Source organism: Akkermansia muciniphila, from assembly GCF_030848305.1.
In the GTDB taxonomy this organism is placed as follows: Bacteria; Verrucomicrobiota; Verrucomicrobiia; order Verrucomicrobiales; family Akkermansiaceae; genus Akkermansia; species Akkermansia muciniphila_A.
Map to the genome: position 1 here is coordinate 258,874 of NZ_CP114598.1, position 18,547 is coordinate 277,420.

The 18,547-nt window shown below is 58.0% G+C and carries 13 protein-coding genes; 7 read left to right on the top strand and 6 right to left on the bottom strand.

Annotation, left to right across the window (positions count from 1 at the left end):
• Positions 1-14: 14 nt before the first annotated feature.
• From O4G22_RS01090 to O4G22_RS01100, 3 genes are all read left to right on the top strand, one after another.
• A complete protein-coding gene (locus O4G22_RS01090) occupies positions 15-794 on the top strand; it encodes a biotin--[acetyl-CoA-carboxylase] ligase (protein ID WP_295980517.1) in 780 nt (259 codons plus the stop codon).
• A 60-nt stretch (positions 795-854) separates the two neighbouring features.
• Complete coding sequence (locus O4G22_RS01095; protein ID WP_295980515.1) at positions 855-2,351, top strand: acetyl-CoA hydrolase/transferase family protein; 1,497 nt, start codon at positions 855-857, stop codon at positions 2,349-2,351.
• A gap of 120 nt (positions 2,352-2,471) precedes the next feature.
• Positions 2,472-3,173, top strand: coding sequence for a hypothetical protein (locus O4G22_RS01100; RefSeq protein WP_297405569.1), 702 nt, complete (start codon positions 2,472-2,474; stop codon positions 3,171-3,173).
• Positions 3,174-3,417: 244 nt separating this feature from the next.
• Here the strand turns inward: O4G22_RS01100 and rfbA are convergent, their stop codons facing one another.
• The 3 genes from rfbA to O4G22_RS01115 form a co-directional block, all read right to left on the bottom strand.
• Positions 3,418-4,281, bottom strand: a complete 864-nt coding sequence (gene rfbA / locus O4G22_RS01105; RefSeq protein ID WP_102734813.1) for a glucose-1-phosphate thymidylyltransferase RfbA — start codon at positions 4,279-4,281, stop codon at positions 3,418-3,420.
• 9 nt (positions 4,282-4,290) lie between these two features.
• Complete coding sequence (gene rfbB, locus O4G22_RS01110; protein WP_297405568.1) at positions 4,291-5,343, bottom strand: dTDP-glucose 4,6-dehydratase; 1,053 nt, start codon at positions 5,341-5,343, stop codon at positions 4,291-4,293.
• A gap of 132 nt (positions 5,344-5,475) precedes the next feature.
• Entirely contained in the window at positions 5,476-6,438 is a 963-nt protein-coding gene (locus O4G22_RS01115) for a 6-phosphofructokinase (protein ID WP_046434818.1), read from the bottom strand.
• A gap of 109 nt (positions 6,439-6,547) precedes the next feature.
• Between O4G22_RS01115 and O4G22_RS01120 the strand changes: the two genes are divergently transcribed.
• Both O4G22_RS01120 and gatB read left to right on the top strand, forming a co-directional pair.
• Positions 6,548-7,279 (top strand): uracil-DNA glycosylase family protein, encoded by a 732-nt coding sequence (locus tag O4G22_RS01120; RefSeq protein ID WP_102734814.1) that lies wholly within the window; start codon positions 6,548-6,550, stop codon positions 7,277-7,279.
• 337 nt (positions 7,280-7,616) lie between these two features.
• Complete coding sequence (gene gatB, locus O4G22_RS01125; RefSeq protein WP_297405567.1) at positions 7,617-9,083, top strand: Asp-tRNA(Asn)/Glu-tRNA(Gln) amidotransferase subunit GatB; 1,467 nt, start codon at positions 7,617-7,619, stop codon at positions 9,081-9,083.
• Positions 9,084-9,137: 54 nt separating this feature from the next.
• On the opposite strand, the gene O4G22_RS01130 is transcribed toward gatB, so the two are convergent.
• Positions 9,138-10,868, bottom strand: a complete 1,731-nt coding sequence (locus O4G22_RS01130; protein WP_290488239.1) for a thiamine pyrophosphate-dependent enzyme — start codon at positions 10,866-10,868, stop codon at positions 9,138-9,140.
• Positions 10,869-11,040: 172 nt separating this feature from the next.
• Complete coding sequence (locus O4G22_RS01135; protein ID WP_290492064.1) at positions 11,041-11,679, bottom strand: PEP-CTERM sorting domain-containing protein; 639 nt, start codon at positions 11,677-11,679, stop codon at positions 11,041-11,043.
• Between the two features lie 564 nt (positions 11,680-12,243).
• On the opposite strand from O4G22_RS01135, the gene O4G22_RS01140 reads away from it, so the two are divergent.
• Complete coding sequence (locus O4G22_RS01140) at positions 12,244-14,781, top strand: hypothetical protein (RefSeq protein ID WP_290488120.1); 2,538 nt, start codon at positions 12,244-12,246, stop codon at positions 14,779-14,781.
• Between the two features lie 109 nt (positions 14,782-14,890).
• Here O4G22_RS01140 and O4G22_RS01145 read toward each other — a convergent pair whose 3' ends face one another.
• Positions 14,891-15,544 (bottom strand): hypothetical protein, encoded by a 654-nt coding sequence (locus O4G22_RS01145; protein ID WP_290488121.1) that lies wholly within the window; start codon positions 15,542-15,544, stop codon positions 14,891-14,893.
• Positions 15,545-15,711: 167 nt separating this feature from the next.
• Between O4G22_RS01145 and O4G22_RS01150 the strand changes: the two genes are divergently transcribed.
• Entirely contained in the window at positions 15,712-18,468 is a 2,757-nt protein-coding gene (locus O4G22_RS01150) for a calcium-translocating P-type ATPase, PMCA-type (RefSeq protein WP_297405565.1), read from the top strand.
• The last annotated feature ends 79 nt before the right edge of the window (positions 18,469-18,547 follow it).

Genomic DNA, 18,547 nt, shown 5'->3' on the forward strand with positions numbered 1-18,547 from the left:
CCTCGGCCCGTCCCATGAATTCGGCAGCCCCATTTTCCAGCCCTCCGGCGGAGGAAGGACCATGCGGCGACTGGACTTATCATGAATGGGCCGAGGCTTTTTCCACCAATGACCTGGCCCGCTCCCTACCCCCGGGGCATATTGCCGTCTGCCGCGTCCAGACAGGAGGCCGGGGCAGATTCAACCGCAAATGGATAGGGGATAAAGGCGGCCTGTGGGCATCCTTCACCGTTCCCCTGACCGCTCCCGCGGATGCAGCGGCCGGCGTGCACTGGGGCCATTTGCCCCTGGTTGCGGGACTGGCCCTGTTCAACATGCTCCGCGGCATGGGGCTGGATTCCGTACGCCTGCGCTGGCCGAACGACCTGCTGGCGGGCAAATCCAAACTGGCGGGAATACTGGTGGAACGCCCGGCGGAGCACATGGCCGTCATCGGCATCGGCATCAATGTTTTCAATGATGTAGCCTCCATCGCCGGGGAAATCAAGGACCCTCCGGCAAGGCTGTCGGATCTTGTTCGGAACTGCCCTTCGCTTCATGCCGTCATGGCTTCCCTGGGCAGTCATTTGAACCAGGTTCTCTCCGTCTTTTCCCGCGGCGGCATCCCCGCTCTCCAGGAGGGTCTGGCCCGGGCATGGGCCGGAGAAAGGCCAGTTTCCATTCTTACGGATGATGAAACCGTCCGGGGCATTTTTACAGGGATTGACGATCAGGGCAATCCTGTGCTATCCCTGCCGTCCGGCGCCGTCCGCACCGTGCCGGCGCACCTGATCAACAGGCTTCTCGAAGAATGAGCCTGCCGCTCCGTTTTTACACGGGGTTTCTTTCTTTTTCATCCAACAAAAATCACTGACATGAGTTACAAGGTACTGACACCAGAAGAAGCAGCAAGCCTGATCAAGCATGGCCACCATATTGGGCTGAGCGGATTCACCCCCGCCGGAACGGCCAAGGCCGTTACGGCCGCGCTGGCAAAAATTGCAGAAGCGGAACACGAAAAGGGGAACCCCTTCCAGGTGAGCGTTTTCACCGGCGCTTCCACCGGCGATTCCTGCGACGGGATCCTTTCCCGGGCCAAGGCGATCCGCTACCGCGCTCCCTACACCACCAACGTTGACTTCCGCAAGGCGGTGAACAACGGGGAAATCGCCTATAATGACATCCATCTGTCCCAGATGGCCCAGGAAGTGCGCTACGGGTTCATGGGCAACGTGGACATCGCCATTATTGAAGCCTGTGAAGTCACGGCTGACGGCAAAATTTATCTGACGGCCGCGGGCGGGATCGCTCCCACCATCTGCCGCCTGGCAGACAAAATTATCGTGGAATTAAACGCCGCCCACAGCAAGAGCGCCATGGGCCTGCATGACGTTTACGAACCCCTGGATCCTCCCTACCGCCGTGAAATTTCCATCTTCAAACCCAGCGACCGCATCGGCAAGCCGTACATCCAGGTTGACCCGAAGAAGATTGTGGGCGTGGTGGAAACCAACTGGCCGGACGAAGCCCGCTCCTTCGCCGCAGCGGATCCCCTGACTGATAAAATCGGGCAGAACGTGGCCGACTTCCTGGCCGCCGACATGAAACGGGGCATCATTCCCTCCACATTCCTGCCTCTCCAGTCCGGCGTAGGCAACATCGCAAACGCGGTGCTGGGCGCCCTGGGCCGCGACAAGACGATTCCCGCGTTCGAGATGTACACGGAAGTCATCCAGAACTCCGTCATCGGCCTGATCCGGGAAGGCCGCGTAAAGTTCGGCAGCGCCTGCTCCCTGACCGTAACGAACGACTGCCTGGAAGGCATTTACAGGGATATGGACTTTTTCCGCGACAAACTGGTGCTCCGCCCCTCGGAAATATCCAACAGCCCGGAAGTTATCCGCCGTCTCGGCGTCATCTCCATCAACACCGCCATTGAAGCCGACATTTACGGGAACGTCAACTCCACGCACATCGGCGGCACGAAGATGATGAACGGCATCGGCGGCTCCGGCGACTTCACGCGCAACGCCTACATCTCCATTTTCACCTGCCCGTCCGTTGCCAAGGACGGCAAGATCAGCGCCATCGTCCCCATGGTTTCCCACCATGACCATACGGAACATGACGTCAATATCATTATTACCGAGCAGGGGGTCGCGGACCTGCGCGGCAAGAGCCCGAAAGAACGCGCCCAGACCATTATTGAAAACTGCGTCCACCCGGATTACAAAAACATCCTCTGGGATTACCTGAAGCTGTCCGACGGCAAAGCCCAGACGCCGCAATCCATCAAGGCCGCTTTGGGCATGCATGCCGAACTGGCCAGGAGCGGAGACATGAAGAATGTCGACTGGGCCCAGTATAAGTAATTCCCGCATGCCGTCATTCGCATTGGCATCCATGAATTCACGCTGACTACTCAGGACCGCTTCCGCAAAGGGAGCGGTCCTTTTCCTTTTTTCCGTTCCCCACTCCCCCGTCTCTTCACCATGAACTGGATGATTTACCCCGCCGCCAGGGCTTTCATCAAAGTCTGCGCCGTCCTTTTCGGCTCGGGCGTCGCAACGGCTGTCCTTATCCATCTGTTCATGCCCTGGTTCCTCCGCTCTCCCCGGACAGCCGCGCCCTTCCTGCTTTTGGGGACAGGGGCGGAATTGCTCTCCATCCTTTCCCTGTCCCTCCTCCTATTCTGGGGCGCCAGAGTTCTGCTGGCCTCCCGGGGAAGCAGGATAACAAGAAATCTGAGCGTGCTGGCCTTGCTGCCCGCCCTGTACGCGCTCCTTATTCCCTTTGCGGGCATGCCCGCCCCATCGCAATACACGGAAATGGACAGGGTTTGGGAGATCCTCCTCCTTCTGGCGGCCGTCACTTCTTTTTTTTCCTTCCCTTATACGGCGGGATATGGCGCCGCAGGCAGGAAATTATTCCTGTCCTGGGGAATTGCGGCGGCGGGCTGCGGGTTGCAGAGCGCCCTGTTCTTTCTCGCCGTCCTGCTGCGGCAGTTCCTGTCCACCGCGGTTCCCTCCCTGGCAGCGCCAACTGCATGGCTGGCCGTTCTCCTGTCCTGCGGCCTGGAAATCATGCTGGCGGCTCTTTCCATCATTCTGGCGCGGCGCCTGTTCAAAAATGTCATGTCCATAGCGTCCATGCCGGAGCCAATGGATCCCGCCATGCCGGGCAACCGTCCCTGACTTCCTCCCTGCCTTCATGTTTACAGCCAGTTGGAAGGGGTTATCCCCCAGTCCGCGGCATGAATACGTGAACCGCTCACGGCATGAAAGGCTTTTACGGCCTTGAGCAGACAACGTCCGGAAATTTCCGCCGGCACGGCCACCGCATGGAAAACATCGCCGGGAAGCAAACCGCCCCCTTCCCCGAAAACCAAGGGATTTGCAGGGTCGCCCCTTCCATTTCCCTTGCTGACCTCAGACAGCCCTATTTCACCAATTCATCCAAATACCGGCCATAACCGTTATTGTTCATGGCTCCGGCCTGGGAACGCAGCGTCTCCGGGGAAATCCAGCCGTTATTAAAGGCTATCTCCTCCAGGCACGCCACCTTGAACCCCTGGTGATGCTCCAACGTGCGAACGAACATGGAAGCCTCCAAAAGGGTATCGTGCGTGCCCGTATCCAGCCACGTATAGCCGCGCGCCAGCTTTTCCACGCGCAACAGGCCCTGCTTCAGGTATTCCTGATTCACGGAGGTAATTTCCAACTCGCCCCGGGAGGACTTGGGAATCCTTTTGGCTATCTCCACCACCCGGTTGTCGTAAAAATAGAGGCCCGTCACCGCCATGTCCGATTTGGGCCTGAGCGGTTTTTCCTCAATAGATACCGCCTTCCCCTCCTCATTGAATTCCACTACCCCGAAACGCTGCGGGTCATGCACCTGGTACCCGAAAATGGTCGCTCCGCTCGTCAGTTTGGCGGCCCGCCTCAGCTTCTCCGTCAGGCCGCGTCCGTAAAAAATATTGTCCCCCAGCACCAGGGCTACGGAATCCTTTCCGATGAACTCCTCTCCAATAATAAAGGCCTGCGCCAGCCCCTCCGGCCTGGGTTGTTCCCTGTATTCAAAGGAGACGCCGAACCTGCTGCCGTCCCCCAGCAAATCCCGGTACAGGGGCAGGTCCCGGGGCGTGGAAATGATGAGGATTTCCCGTATTCCGGCCAGCATCAGCACGGAGATGGGATAATAAACCATCGGCTTATCGTAAACGGGCAGCAGTTGCTTGCTGACGGAAAGCGTAACGGGATGCAGCCGCGTGCCGCTTCCCCCGGCCAGAACAATACCTTTCATATCAACCTCCTAGCCATTGGTTCCAAGACGTTCCAGGCGGTATTCCCCGGACAGGATGCCCCGCCACCATTCCTCATGGTCCAGATACCACTGAATGGTTTTTCTGAATCCGGAAGAATGGTCCTGGCGCGGAGCCCATCCCAATTCCCTCCGTATTTTGGAAGCGTCAATCGCATAGCGCAGGTCATGGCCCGGCCTGTCCTGAACAAAGGTGATTTGCTCCCGGTAGCTCCGGCCGTCCGTTCGCGGCCGCAATTCATCCAGATGGGAACACAGCAGCTCCACCAGTTCCAGATTGGTCTTCTCGTTATTGCCGCCGATGTTGTACGTCTCTCCGGGTTTTCCGCAGGAAACGACCGTCAGCAGCGCCTCGCAGTGATCCCCCACATACAGCCAATCCCTCACGTTTTCCCCTTTGCCGTATACAGGGATGGGGTCCCCGCCCAGCGCTTTCAGGATAACGACGGGGATCAGCTTTTCCGGGAACTGGTAAGGGCCGTAATTGTTGGAACAGTTGGTGATCAGCACGGGCAGCCCGTACGTATCGTGCCAGGCGCGCACCAGGTGGTCGCTGGAAGCCTTGCTGGCGGAATACGGGGAATGGGGGCGATACGGCGTGGATTCCGTGAACAGGCCTTCCTTTCCCAGGGAGCCGTACACCTCATCCGTGGAAATGTGGTGGAAGCGGAAGCGCTCCTTTTTCTCCCCTTCCAGGGAGCGGTAATATTCCAGGGCGGCCTGAAGCAAGGAAAAAGTGCCCATGACGTTGGTGGTCATAAAGTTTCCCGGATCGTCAATGGAACGGTCCACATGGGACTCCGCCGCCAGGTGCATTACCCAGTCCGGCCCGTACTCCCACAGGGTGCGGCTCATCAGGGAAGCGTCCCGGACGTCGGCGTGCAGAAAGCGGTATGCCGGGGAATCCGCCAAACCGTCCAGGGAATGGATGTTGCCGGCATAGGTCAGGGCGTCAATATTCAGGACTTCATGGCCGCGCTCCAGCAGCAGCCTCACCAGATTGGAGCCAATGAATCCGGCGCCGCCCGTAACGATAACTTTCATAGCACTATTTTCAGGGAAAGATGCGGCGTCATCATACAACAGCGGCGTTTTTTTTCAAAACAAATCCGCCCATGCCGCGGGAACGCAGCGGCATGGGCGCGGAAAAGCGGGGGTCCGTAACCGCAGAGACGGCTAGCAGCTCAGCTCCCGGCAAAGGTTGATGATATCCTGGTTCACGGAGTACTGCTGCCCGGCCACGGAATCCAGGGAGGCATAGCCGTACTGGCCGTCATGATACACCATGATCTGGTTGATGTCCCCGTTGTTAAGAGCTTCCACGGCGCGGGTGGCAAAACGGGTGCCCATCAGGCGGTCACGGGCGGTGGGGGAACCGCCGCGCTGCACATGGCCCAGCACGGTCAGGCGGGTATCCATGCCGGCGCGTTCCGTCAGCCAGCGGGTCAGGTACTGCGCCACGCGGGTGCCTTCCGCCACCACGGCAATGATGCAGCTTCCCTCCTCATTGATGACAGGCTGGAGGCGCTTGTAAATGGATTCCAGGTCATACGGAATTTCAGGGACAATGCAGATGTCCGCCGCGCTGCAAAGAGCGGTGGTCATCGCCAGATAGCCGCAGTCCCGGCCCATCGTTTCAATCACGAAAGCGCGGTGATGGGAACGGGCCGTATCACGGACGGAATCAATGCAGTCCAGAATCACGTTCTGGGCCGTGTCCACGCCCAGGCAGTAGTCCGTACCGGCAATGTCGTTGTCAATCGTGGCCGGAATACCGGCAAAAGGCACTTCAAAATCATTGAAAAAGTCGTTCAGGGCGCGGAAAGAGCCGTCTCCGCCCATAATGATGAGCTTGTCGATGTTGCGTTCCTTCAGATGCTCGTAGGCCTGCCTGCGGAATTCGTAGTCGAAAAAGCGCTTGGACCGTGAGGAACGGAGGAGAGTTCCGCCCCTGTAGATCATGTCGCTGGTCAGCTCCCGGGTAGCTTCCTTGATTTTTCCATCAATCAGTCCTTCCAAACCGTCATAAACAACGTACGGATTCATTCCAAGCTGGCGGGCATGGTCCACTGCCGCCTTGATCGCCGGGTTCATTCCGGCGGCGTCGCCGCCAGATGTCATAATGGCTATTCCACTCATAAGTAATAAGGTTAACTTGTCCGGGGGAAATGTTACCGGGCGGAACAAATAATGCAAGCGCGGAGTTTTTACTGGCGCAATAAACGGCAACGCTTCATGATGCGGAGGCATGAACGACACTGCAGCAGCCATTCTGAAAGCCACGGCCGCCCTCCGGGACGGCACGGAACGGCTCCGGTTCGGAGCTCCGGTCCATGTTACCTACAATCCTCTTGCTTATGCATGGAACCCGCATGAACAGTATGTGCGCACCTATGGAAACGGGGAAAAGGGCCATTTGTTCCTGGGCATGAATCCCGGCCCCTTCGGCATGGCCCAGACGGGCGTCCCCTTCGGGGAAGTGGATGCCGTCGTCAACTGGCTGCACATCCGCGGAGAGGTGGGGCGGCCGGAACATACCCATCCCAAACGTCCCGTGGAAGGCTTCGGCTGCCCCAGGTCGGAAGTCAGCGGCCGCCGCCTGTGGGGACTTTTCGCGGAAGCTTTCGGCACCGCGGAAAACTTCTTCCGGCACAATTACGTGGCCAATTACTGCCCGCTGATCTGGATGGGCGCCACCGGGGCCAACATCACGCCGGACAAACTGCCGGCGGAACAGCGCGCCGCCGTGGACGCGGTATGCATGGAGCACCTGCTTTCCCTCATCACCATCCTGAATCCCCATACGCTGGTAGGGGTGGGAGCCTACGCCACGCAGAAACTGCGGGACGCCGCCTCCCGGCTCCCCGGCAAGAACTTCACCATCGGCACGTTGCTCCACCCAAGCCCCGCCAGCCCCATCGCCAACAAACTCTGGCCGGAACGCCCCATCCAGCAGCTTAAGGAACTGGGCATTTTATAAAGAATGGGGAGGTTAGAGCGGAGAGTTCCGTGACATGAAAGGAATCACCGGAGCAACAAGCCGGAAATTTGCGGTTCATGCTGTTCACCTGCGGCAATTCCCGCGCCACGGCGGGAGCGGGCCCGTGTTTTCAAACAATGATTGAGACGCGGCGCCGGCGTCACCGGGGCGGAGAAGGACATAAACGCCTCCCCGCCTCCATTGCAAAAACAGCCTTCCGCCAGACCAATCATCATCTTTAGCCGGAAAACCCTCCGCTCTCCCCCGCAGGCCTTTTTACTGGACAGGGAGAAAAGGGTTCCGTACAGTTTCCGCGATCTTCAAGCGTTCCGAATTTATGGCAATTTCAGATTACATCGTGACCATTGGCCTGGAAGTCCACTGCCAGATCAAGACAAAGAGCAAAATGTTCTGCTCCTGCGAAACCGGCTTTGGCTTTGAACCCAATACGCGTGTGTGCCCCACCTGCCTGGGGCTGCCGGGCGCCCTGCCCGTCCTGAATGAATTCGCCATTGAACGCACGCTGCTGACCGGCCTGATGCTGGGATGTTCCAGCCCGGAGATTTCCCAGTGGGACCGCAAGAATTATTTCTATCCGGACATGGCTAAAAATTACCAGACCTCCCAGCTGGATCTTCCGCTGTGCCTGGGCGGGGAAGTGCCCCTGTACCCCTGGTCCTATCCTAATGACGTAATCAAAGCCGGCGTCCCCCCTTTCCGCACCGTGAAGCTGACCCGCATCCACCTGGAAGAAGACGCGGCGAAGATTACCCATCACGCCAATTATTCCCTGATCGACTACAACCGCGCGGGGTCCGCCCTGATGGAAATCGTTTCCGAGCCGGACATCGACACCCCGGAAGAAGCCTACGCCTATCTCAAGTCCCTCCAGCAGATTCTGAATTACGGGGATATTTCCGACGCGGACATGGAAAAGGGCCAGATGCGGTGCGATGTGAATATTTCCCTGCGTCCCCACGGACAGAAGGAACTGGGAGCCAAGGTGGAAATGAAGAACATCAATTCCATGTCCGCCGTCCGCAGAGCCCTTCATGATGAAATCCGGCGCCAGGCGGAAGAACTGGACATGGGCATTCCTCAAGTCCAGTCCACCCGCCGCTGGGACGACGAACGCGGAGAAAGCGTCGTCATGCGCACCAAGGAAGACGCGCACGATTACCGTTATTTCCCCTGCCCGGATCTGGTTCCCGTACGCACGGCCCCCCTGGTGGAGAAGGTGCGCGGACAGATTCCCGAGCTGCCCCAGGAACGGCAGAAACGCTTCATGGAGGAATATGGCCTGAGCGAGTATGACGCCAACGTGCTGGTGGGGGATCTGGAGCTGGCGCGCTTTTTTGAAGAGGCGGCGCGGGGAACCGCCAGCGGCAAAAAAATCGCCAACTGGGTTATCAACAACATTTCCGCCGTGCTGAACGAAAAAGGCATGCGGCCGTCTGAATGCCCGGTAAAACCCGGCGCCATCCGGGAGCTGATCGCCATTATTGACGACGGCACCGTTTCCAACAACCAGGCCAAGGATGTATTCGCCAAGATGTGGGATGAACCGGCCCTCGCCGCAGCGCAGGCCGCCAAGCTGCTGGGCTTTGAAAAGGCGGATTCCTCTTTTCTGGACGGCATCGTGCGGGAAGTTATTTCCGCCAATCCGGACAAGGTGGCGGAAATACAGGGAGGCAACGAGAAGCTCCTGAACTGGCTCACCGGCCAGGTCATGAAGGCCGCCAAAGGCAAGGCCAACCCGAAAATCGTGACGGAAGCGCTGAAACAGGCCCTTTCCCTGAAGTGACCCCAAACAAAGAGCCGCTTTCCTTCCCGGTTTCCGGCTCCAGCCCGCAGGGCATCACGGTTTGAACAGCTTCCTGTTTCCGGCCAGGGTATTCCATACCTGCTTCACTTCCCCGGCCAGCGTCTGCTTCATCATGGCAAGGGAAAAGTCCGCGGCCTGGCCCATGCTGATGTAAGGAGGCAGGGCAATGGCGTCCCTGTCCACATGCGCGTCCAGCAGAGCGGCGCCGGGATAATTCAAGAACATGTCCACCATCTGATCCACCTGGCTGGATTTGTCCAATAAAAATCCCTTGATGCCGACGGCATCCGCCACGGCGGCAAAAGAGGGATTGTTCAGATTGATCTGCCATGGGATCAGCCCGGCCGCCTGCATTTCCAACTGGATGAAATCCAGACAGTCATTGTTATACACCACGATTTTCACCGGCAGCCTGTACTGCACAATCGTGATGAGATCCCCCAGCAGCATGGACAGGCCGCCATCTCCGCACAGGGCAATTACCTGACGTCCGGGGTATTCCATCTGCGCCCCGATGGCCATCGGCATGGCATTGGCCATGGAGCCATGATTGAAGGAAGCCAGCGTCCTCCTGCCCGGCGTAGCGCACAGGAACCTTGCGCTCCAGATGCAGGGGGTGCCGGTATCTACCGTAAATACGGCGTCGGATGCCGCATGCCTGTTCAAGGCGGTCGTGAGCTGTTCCGGACGGATGGGAGACTCCTTGTCATTTCCTTCCATATAGGCGTTCATATCCCTCACGTCCCTGGCGTGGCGTTTCAGGGAGGCGTCCAAATGCCCGGAATCCGTTTTTTCCTGCACCATGTTCAGCAACGCCTCCGCCGTGACGGAAACATCCCCGCAAATGCCCAGGTCCAGGCGGCAGCGGCGGCCCATCACTTCCCCGCGCCTGTCAATCTGCACGATTTCAGGTTTGGTGGGGATGAAATTGAAATAGGGAAAGTCTGTTCCCCACAACACGATCATGTCGCTTTCATGCATGGCCTTGTAGGCGTCTCCCCACCCCAGCAGCCCCGTCATGCCGATGCCCAGGGGATTGTCATGCTCAAAATAATCCTTGCCCCGCCAGGTGTAGGCAATCGGGGCTTTCAAACGGTACGCGAGCTTGACGACCTTGTCTTCCGCGCCCGCGCACCCGGCGCCGCAGAAGAAAGTGATGCGGCGGTGGTCATCAAGCATCCGCGCCAGAAGGGATACGGATTCATGCTCAGGAACAACACTCTCCCGGGTATAAGAAGGAGGATGAACCATGTGCTTCATCTCCGCGGGGGCATCCGCAATGTCTCCGGGCAGGACGACGACGCCTACGTCGCGCCTGGCCCACGCGTGCTGAATGGCGGACATCAGTATGCCCGGAGCCTGGGAAGCTTCCGAAACCAGTTCCGCATATGCGCTGCATTCCTTGAAAAGCTGTTCCGGATGCGTGGCCTGGAAATATTCCATGCCCACCTGGCTCTGCGGGATGTGGGAGGCGATGGCCAGCACCGGAGCATGGTTCCGGTGGGCGTCAAACAGGCCGTTGATCAAATGGAGGTTGCCGGGGCCGCTGCTACCGCAGCATACAGCCAGGTTCCCGCTCAGCTGGGCTTCCGCGCTCGCGGCAAATGCCGCCGCTTCCTCATGCCGCACATGAATCCATTCAATGGTCTTCCTCCTTCTCAAAGCGTCCGTAACGGGGTTCAGGCTATCCCCCACAATTCCGTAAATTCGCTTAATTCCCGCCTTTTCCAAAATTTCAACGATCTGATCGGCTACCCTGTGCATGCAGCTTAGACACCGTCCAATCTCCCACGGATTCATTCTTATGTGTCATCCTCCCGCCTTTTCCGCACCGGAGAAAATACCTGCGGTTACCCTCCCGATATAAGAAACAATAAGGCCGCCGCCTTTGTCAGGCAGCGGCCCATGAATTGACGGGTTTTCCAGTGGGAAACCGTCAGGAACGGCGGCGGCGCATCATCAGGGCGGCCAGGCCCAGGATTCCCAGAGAAGCGGAGGCCGGCTCCGGAACCTGAAGCCCGGCAAAACCGGCAATCTGTTCCGCGCCAAGTTTTTCATTCGTCCATTTAACTTCACCCCATGTAAGGTTGGGATTAATCCAGCTGCTAATGGGGTTGGCGTTGCCGTTCATGTTGCCGTTGTAGGACAACGTGTCAAGCAGAGAACCATTCACATAGACATCCACAGACTGACTCTGGTCTGCGCCCGTGACGGACAAAGTAACGTTAAGAAGACCTCCACCCAAAACAACGGAAGTTTCAGAAACGTCCCCACGGTCTTGAGTAAAAAACCCGTTAGAAGTATTCAGGTTTCCATCTCCCATGCCAAGCCTGGCATCTGAAGTCAGATACAGGGCATTTGCCCCATAGCTTTGATTTGCGTTGCGTCCATAATAACCGAACAGAGCGGTTTGGGCTCCTTGCGTTAAGGAAGAGGTGTCCAGCCAGAGGGAGATCGTGTAACTGGAAGCATAAAAATTAGCACCATAAGGAATGGAACCAGCAGGGATAGCGCTGCTTGAAAGACTTCCGAACGTCATCTCTTTTCCCAGCGCAACACCTTCAGTTGTTGTCATCGTACCGGAATTGTAAAGCGTTCCGGCCTCTGGAGCAACAGAGCCGGGGTCCGCCAATGCCGGCACGGAGCAACAAGCAGCAATAACCATTAATGCTAAAGTCTTTTTCATTTTTATGTATGATGGACTGAGTTGTTAGAGGAATATTCTCTGCCCTTCATATATCGGATTCCTAATCCGCCCTTTTTTCTCTCAACTGGGAAAGATGGAAAGAACTCTTTTTTATTCTCTAAACAAATTTTCAATATGCTTATTTTCTGCAACTTATGAAAAAATATAAATGAAGCGCAGAATAATTTTTTTTTGCAGCCGCTTTGAAATTGCTGTTTAGAAACAGAAATCCTTTTTCTCAGAAGAGAAAAATCGTGATAATATCTTCATATCTGAAATGTTAGGTTGACCTCGGATTAGGAATTCGGTTGTCTTTCTCCAGCCCTCAAAAAACAACATAATATTTTCATATTCAATAAGAATTATTCTTCTTCCCCTCCACTTCCAAGACCTTTTTCTTGAAAAAGAACCTGCCCCAAATTATGCTCCCGCTAGCTGTAATATCATTTCATCATGAAATTTTTCAAAACAACCATTGCCATGGCAACCCTGCTGGGCTGTCTGCCCACGTCTCCGGCAGAAGTTGCCTTTCCGGGGCCTGCTCCCGGAACAGCCAACGCGGAACAATCCGCTTCCGGCTATACTCTTTCCAATAATATCCTGACGGCCAAATTTATCCTTCGGAACGGCAGTCTTTCCTTCGGGGGAATGACTTCCAAACTGGGGCCCGTCGCCAAGGCCGGGGGAGACTTATTTATCATCAATCTTCAGGATGGACGGAGCATTAAATCCTCCGATCTGAAAGCGGGAAACGTCAAGTTCACCGCCCTCCAGCCCAATCCCAAAGCGTTCAGACTGGCTGACCGCTTCCCGGGAAAAGCCGTCAGCGCCACGTTTCAGGCTCTGAACGGCGCCCTTCGCATCTCCTGGCGCGCCGTGCTCAGGGATCATTCCCATTACCTGCGGCAGGAACTCCGCCTGACATGTACGAAGCCCATCCAGATGAAAAACATCATAGCGATGCAATATGACCTGGTAGAAGGGAAAGCCGGAGCGCCCTCCGTCTCCGGCAACGCCAGAGGCGCGCTCATCGTCAATGACCTGGCGTTCACTGCCCTGGAAACTCCCATGGGCATCAATACTGTGGGGGGCGCCGGAAATACGGCAGGGGGAGAAACCGCCAGCTGGAGAGCGGACAAGTGGTCCACAGCTTCATGGACAGGAAATTTCAATGTTCCCCAGGAACTGAAAAAGCAGTACGGAGAACAGGTTTCCAGTGCGGAAGGCCCGGTTTCCATTGACGGCAAAGGCGCATGCGCCGTCACCTTCCAGTATAAGGGAGGGGACAAGGGCAACAACAAGCTGAACCTCGCCGGCGTGCAGCTCCTTTCCTCCAAGGGGGCCGTCCTTGATTCCGATTTCCACAACGGCAGCACCGGAGATTCCAATGCCGGCAACACTTACACGGTGCAAGTTCCCTCCAGGGGAAATTACATTCTGCGCTACTGGGCTCAGACCAAGAGCGAACCGATTGCCAGCAAGGGGGAAATCACCTTTTCCCTGCCCGTGCGCACGCTGGAGGAAAAGCAGGAAGCCCAGGCGGGCGAATCCCGGCTGGCCCAGGGTCTCTGGAGCCGTAAAACCACCATGCAGCCCGGGGAAATATGGGACGTATCCTCCGTTCTCGGAATCTTTGCCCCCGGCCAGCAACGCCGCTCCTTCCTGGCCTATATGGAACGGGAACGCGTGATGCCCTACCGCCCCTTCATCCATTATAATTCCTGGTATGAACTGAACATCAACCGCAACAATGATTCGGACCCCGCCAAGCGCATGACGGAAGAACAATGCCTGGCCGTCCTGAAAGACTGGCAGGAACAGTTTTTCCAGAAACGCGGCATGTCCATTGACGCCTTCGTCTGGGACGACGGCTGGGATGAATTCAACAGCCTGTGGGATTTCCACAAGATGTTCCCGCAGGGCTTCAAGCGCATTGACGCCGCCGCCGGAAAACAAAAGGCCGGCATCGGCACGTGGCTGGGCCCGGTGGGGGGCTACGGAGCCTCCAAGGGCAAGCGGCTCGCCCACTGGAACGTGAAGCATCCGGACAACAAAATCGGCAACTTCCAGCTCTCCAACAAGGAATATTTTGACGCCTTTGTGGGCCGCTGCTCCCAGATGGTGAAGGACTACCATATGAAGTACTTCAAATTCGACGGCATCAGCACCCACTTCCATGCCAAGGGACCCGGCAACGAGGAGGATGCGGAAGGCATCATCCGCGTGCTGAACGCCCTGCGCAAGAAAAAGGGGGATCTTTACATCAACTGTACCGTAGGGACCTGGGCATCCCCCTTCTGGTTCCGTTACGCGGATTCCGTATGGAGGCAGGAGAATGACTTCGGCACCATCGGAACGGGCGACAACCGCGACAAATGGATTACCTACCGCGACCGCCTGGTGCATGAAGTCTTTGTGCAGGGCTCCCCGCTGATGCCCATCAATTCCATGATGACTCACGGCCTGATGGTCACTAAATTCGGCCCTCCGGCATGCATGCCCCGCGACCCGGAAAACGTCAAGAAAGAACTCCGCTGCGCCACCGCCTGCGGCACTTCCCTCCAGGAGCTTTACGTGGATCGGGACCTGATGAACGCCAACGGAGGAGTCCTGTGGGACGAACTGGCCAAGGGGATCAAATGGATCCGCCGCAATGCGGACGTTTTGGACGATGTGCACTGGGTAGGCGGCAATCCGTGGAACAGGGAAACTAACGAAGGGTCCGTATACGGCTGGGCCGCATGGAATAAAAACAAGGCCACCCTGGCCCTCCGCAATTCCTCCGACCAGGAAAAGAGCCTGACCGGCACCCTGCGCAGCATCCTGGATATTCCCGCGAACGTCAAGGGCTCCATCACCTTCAAGGATTCCTATGACGACCAGCGGACGCTGGACGGCTTCTCCGGCAGTTCCGTAAATATTGACAAGGAACTCTCCTTCACGCTGAAGCCCTTTGAAGTGCTGGTGTACGAAGGAGGCAAGGTCAAATAAAACCGGCCGGTCCGCACGCCCGGCCAAGCCGGAACGGCGCTGGAAAAACATGTTGAGGGAGGCGGGATACCCGCCTCCCTTCTTTTTTCCCGCCCGCACAGAGCCCGGGTCAGAATGTTTTTTCAAACGTCACCGCTTCCAGCGGATTGGCAGGGTTGACCGGCATCACCAGGCATTCCGCACCTTCCCCGCCCGGGTACAGCGTCAGGCTGCCACCGGAGGAATAGACGATGGAGATGCCGTAATATCCCCCTTTTTTCACCAGAGACCAGGTGCCGCGGCAGGAAGAAACGAGGTCCTCCTCCAGCACGGAAAGGTTCTCCCTCTCCTCCGGGCGGGAAATCCACCTGCCCCATGCCTCCGGACGGGGAAAGGAAGAAATCTCGCACGTCCCGTCTTCATTCAGGAGGAGCGTGGAAGAACTGACCTGGAAAAAACGCTTCAGCTCCGGAGGGCGGAAAAACCACCGCTCCCTGGGGGAGGATTCCACCTCATACTTTCCGGACAAGTCCCGCAGGTCCGGCTTCTGAATCCACAGGAAAGTTTGTTGACACGCCGCCTGGCGGCACGCCAACCCCACCACGGCCAGCAGGGAAAGGAACGCCAGAACAAACGCCCACAGAGCCAGCCGCTTCCTCCACCACGCATAAACGGCGGCCAGCCCAGCCACGCTGCCCGCGCAAACCCAGAACCCCCAGGAACAGGAAAGGAAGGCCAGGGCATCCGCCAGCACGGAAAATCCATGAGAAAGATCATTCCACATAGGCGCTCCAGAATCTCCGGAACATGGTCAAAGTCAAGACAACAATGCCGCCTTTCAAAGCACGGCCCGCGGGCCGCGCCCCGCTGAAAAACTCCCGTCATGACCCCGGAAAATATTCCTCCGCACTTTTCTCACGGACTCCAATCAGGTAAAGAAGCATCTGAACCATGAAAAGCGCAGCACATCATCAGGGGCTTTCGGAACAGCAGGTTCTGGAAAACCGGACCAGATACGGAGTCAACATCCTGACTCCCCCGGAAAAGGAGCCCCTGTGGAAGCAATTTCTGGAGAAATTTTCAGACCCCATCATTAAAATTCTGCTGGTGGCTCTGTTCCTGTCCGTAGGCGTAGCCTGCTATCAGTTCCTTACCGGAGCGGAACCGGCCAGCGTTTTTCTGGAGCCCGCGGGCATCCTGGCGGCCATCCTGCTGGCCACCTGCGTGGGCTTCGCCTTCGAGGTAAGCGCCAACAAAAAGTTTGAAATCCTGAACCAGGTCAATGACGACACCATGGTCCAGGTCATCCGCGGCGGCAATATCTGCGAATTGCCCCGCCGGGACGTGGTGGTGGGCGATATCGTCATCCTGAACACAGGGGAGGAGGTTCCGGCGGACGGCGTCCTGCTGGAAGCCGTTTCCCTCCAGGTCAACGAATCCACGCTGACGGGGGAACCCCTCATCGGCAAAACCACGAATGAGGCGGAATTCAAGAAGGACGCCACCTACCCCTCCAACCACGTTCTGAAAGGAACAACCGTGGCGGACGGCCACGGCGTCATGGAAGTGACGTCCGTGGGGGACAGGACGGAATACGGCAAGGTTTATGAAGGCTCCCAGATCGACAACAAGGTGCAGACGCCCCTCAACCGCCAGCTTTCCAGGCTGGGCGACCTCATCACCTGGGCCAGCTACGCCATCTCCGCCCTCATCATCATCGGGCGGCTTACCCTGTACTTCTCCCACCTGCCCGGCCCCGTGGAATGGCTGGGCGCGGGAACCTATATTCTGAATACCGTCATGATCGCCGTAACCGTCATCGTCGTCACGGTGCCGGAGGGGCTGCCCATGAGCGTCACCCTGAGCCTGGCGTTGAGCATGAAGAGCATGCTCGCCAACAACAACCTGGTGCGCAAGATGCACGCCTGCGAAACCATGGGGGCCGCCACCGTCATCTGCACGGACAAGACGGGCACCCTGACGCGCAACCAGATGAACGTGTACAAGGCTGATTTTTACGGGTTGGGGGACGCCGCCCCGGCGGAAAACGAGCTGGGGAACCTGATCCGGGAGGGAATCGCCGTCAACTCCACCGCCTTTCTGGATTACGCGGACCCGGAACATATCAGGGCCCTGGGCAATCCCACGGAAGGAGCGCTCCTCCTGTGGCTGCACGGGTTGGGCGTGAATTACCTGGACCTGCGGGAAAACGCCCGCGTGCAGGAACAGCTTACTTTCTCCACGGAACGCAAGTACATGGCCACCGTGGCGGAATCCCCCCTGCTGGGCAAAAAAGTCCTTTACGTGAAAGGCGCGCCGGAAATCGTGCTGGGCCTCTGCTCCACCGTCCTGACTCCGGAAGGCCAGGTTCCCGCCGCGGACATGCGCCCCGCCATTGAGAAACAGCTCCTGGCCTATCAGAACCAGGCCATGCGCACGCTGGGCTTCGCGTACCGCGTTCTGGAGGATGACGCCCCGGTATTCAAGGACGGCCGCATCATCCGCAAGGATCTGGTTTATCTGGGCATCGCCGCCATTTCCGACCCCGTCCGGGACGATGTGCCCCAAGCCGTGAAGGATTGCATGGACGCGGGCATCCGCATCAAGATCGTCACGGGGGACACCCCCGGCACCGCACGGGAAATAGGGCGCCAGATCGGCCTGTGGACGGAAGAGGACACGCCGGACCGCCTGATGACGGGAGTGGAGTTTGAGCAGACCCCGGATGCGGAACTGCTGGACCGCGTGATGGACCTGAAAATCATGTGCCGCGCCAGGCCCATGGATAAGGAACGGCTGGTCAAGCTGCTCCAGAAGAAGGACCAGGTAGTGGCCGTCACCGGGGACGGCACCAACGACGCCCCCGCGCTGAACGCCGCGCAGGTGGGGCTTTCCATGGGGGACGGCACCACCGTAGCCAAGGAAGCCAGCGCCATCACCATTCTGGACAATTCCTTCATGAGCATTTCCCGCGCCGTCATGTGGGGGCGTTCCCTGTACAGGAATATCCAGCGCTTCATCGTCTTCCAGATGACCATTAACGTGGCGGCCTGCCTCATTGTGCTCATCGGCGCGTTCCTGGGCACGGAATCCCCCCTCACCGTCACGCAGATGCTCTGGGTGAACCTCATCATGGACACCTTCGCCGCGCTGGCGCTGGCCTCCCTGCCGCCGGACGAACGCGTGATGCGGGACCCGCCGCGCAAGACGACGGACCACATCATCACCCGCCCCATGGGGCGGAACATTCTGGGCGTGGGCATCCTGTTCGTCGCTTTCCTGTTCGGCCTGCTGCAATATTTCAAGCATGCGGACATTACCAGCCTCACGCAGTTCAGCCTCAGCGGCTACTTCCGCAGCTACCTGGACTTCTCCACCCCGGAACATGAACTGACAGGTTATGAACTGTCCCTGTTTTTCACCATTTTCGTCCTGCTCCAATTCTGGAACATGTTTAACGCCAAAGCATTCAACACGCACCGGAGCGCCTTTGCACGCATGGGCGCCAGCATCGGGGGCTTCGGGGTGGTGGCTTTGCTCATCCTGGCCGGGCAATACCTCATCGTCACCTTCGGCGGCAAGATGTTCAACGTGGTGCCCCTGAGCTGGACGGACTGGGGCCTCATCTTCGCAGGCACCTCCCTTGTCCTGTGGTTCGGAGAACTGGCGCGGGCATTCACGCCGGACAAATCCGCAGGCCGCCCGTAAACCGTCCGGAAGCAGCCTCCCGCGCATGACACGGACGGTGACGCCGCCCGGAAAACCTTCTTTCAACAAAGAAGCCCGC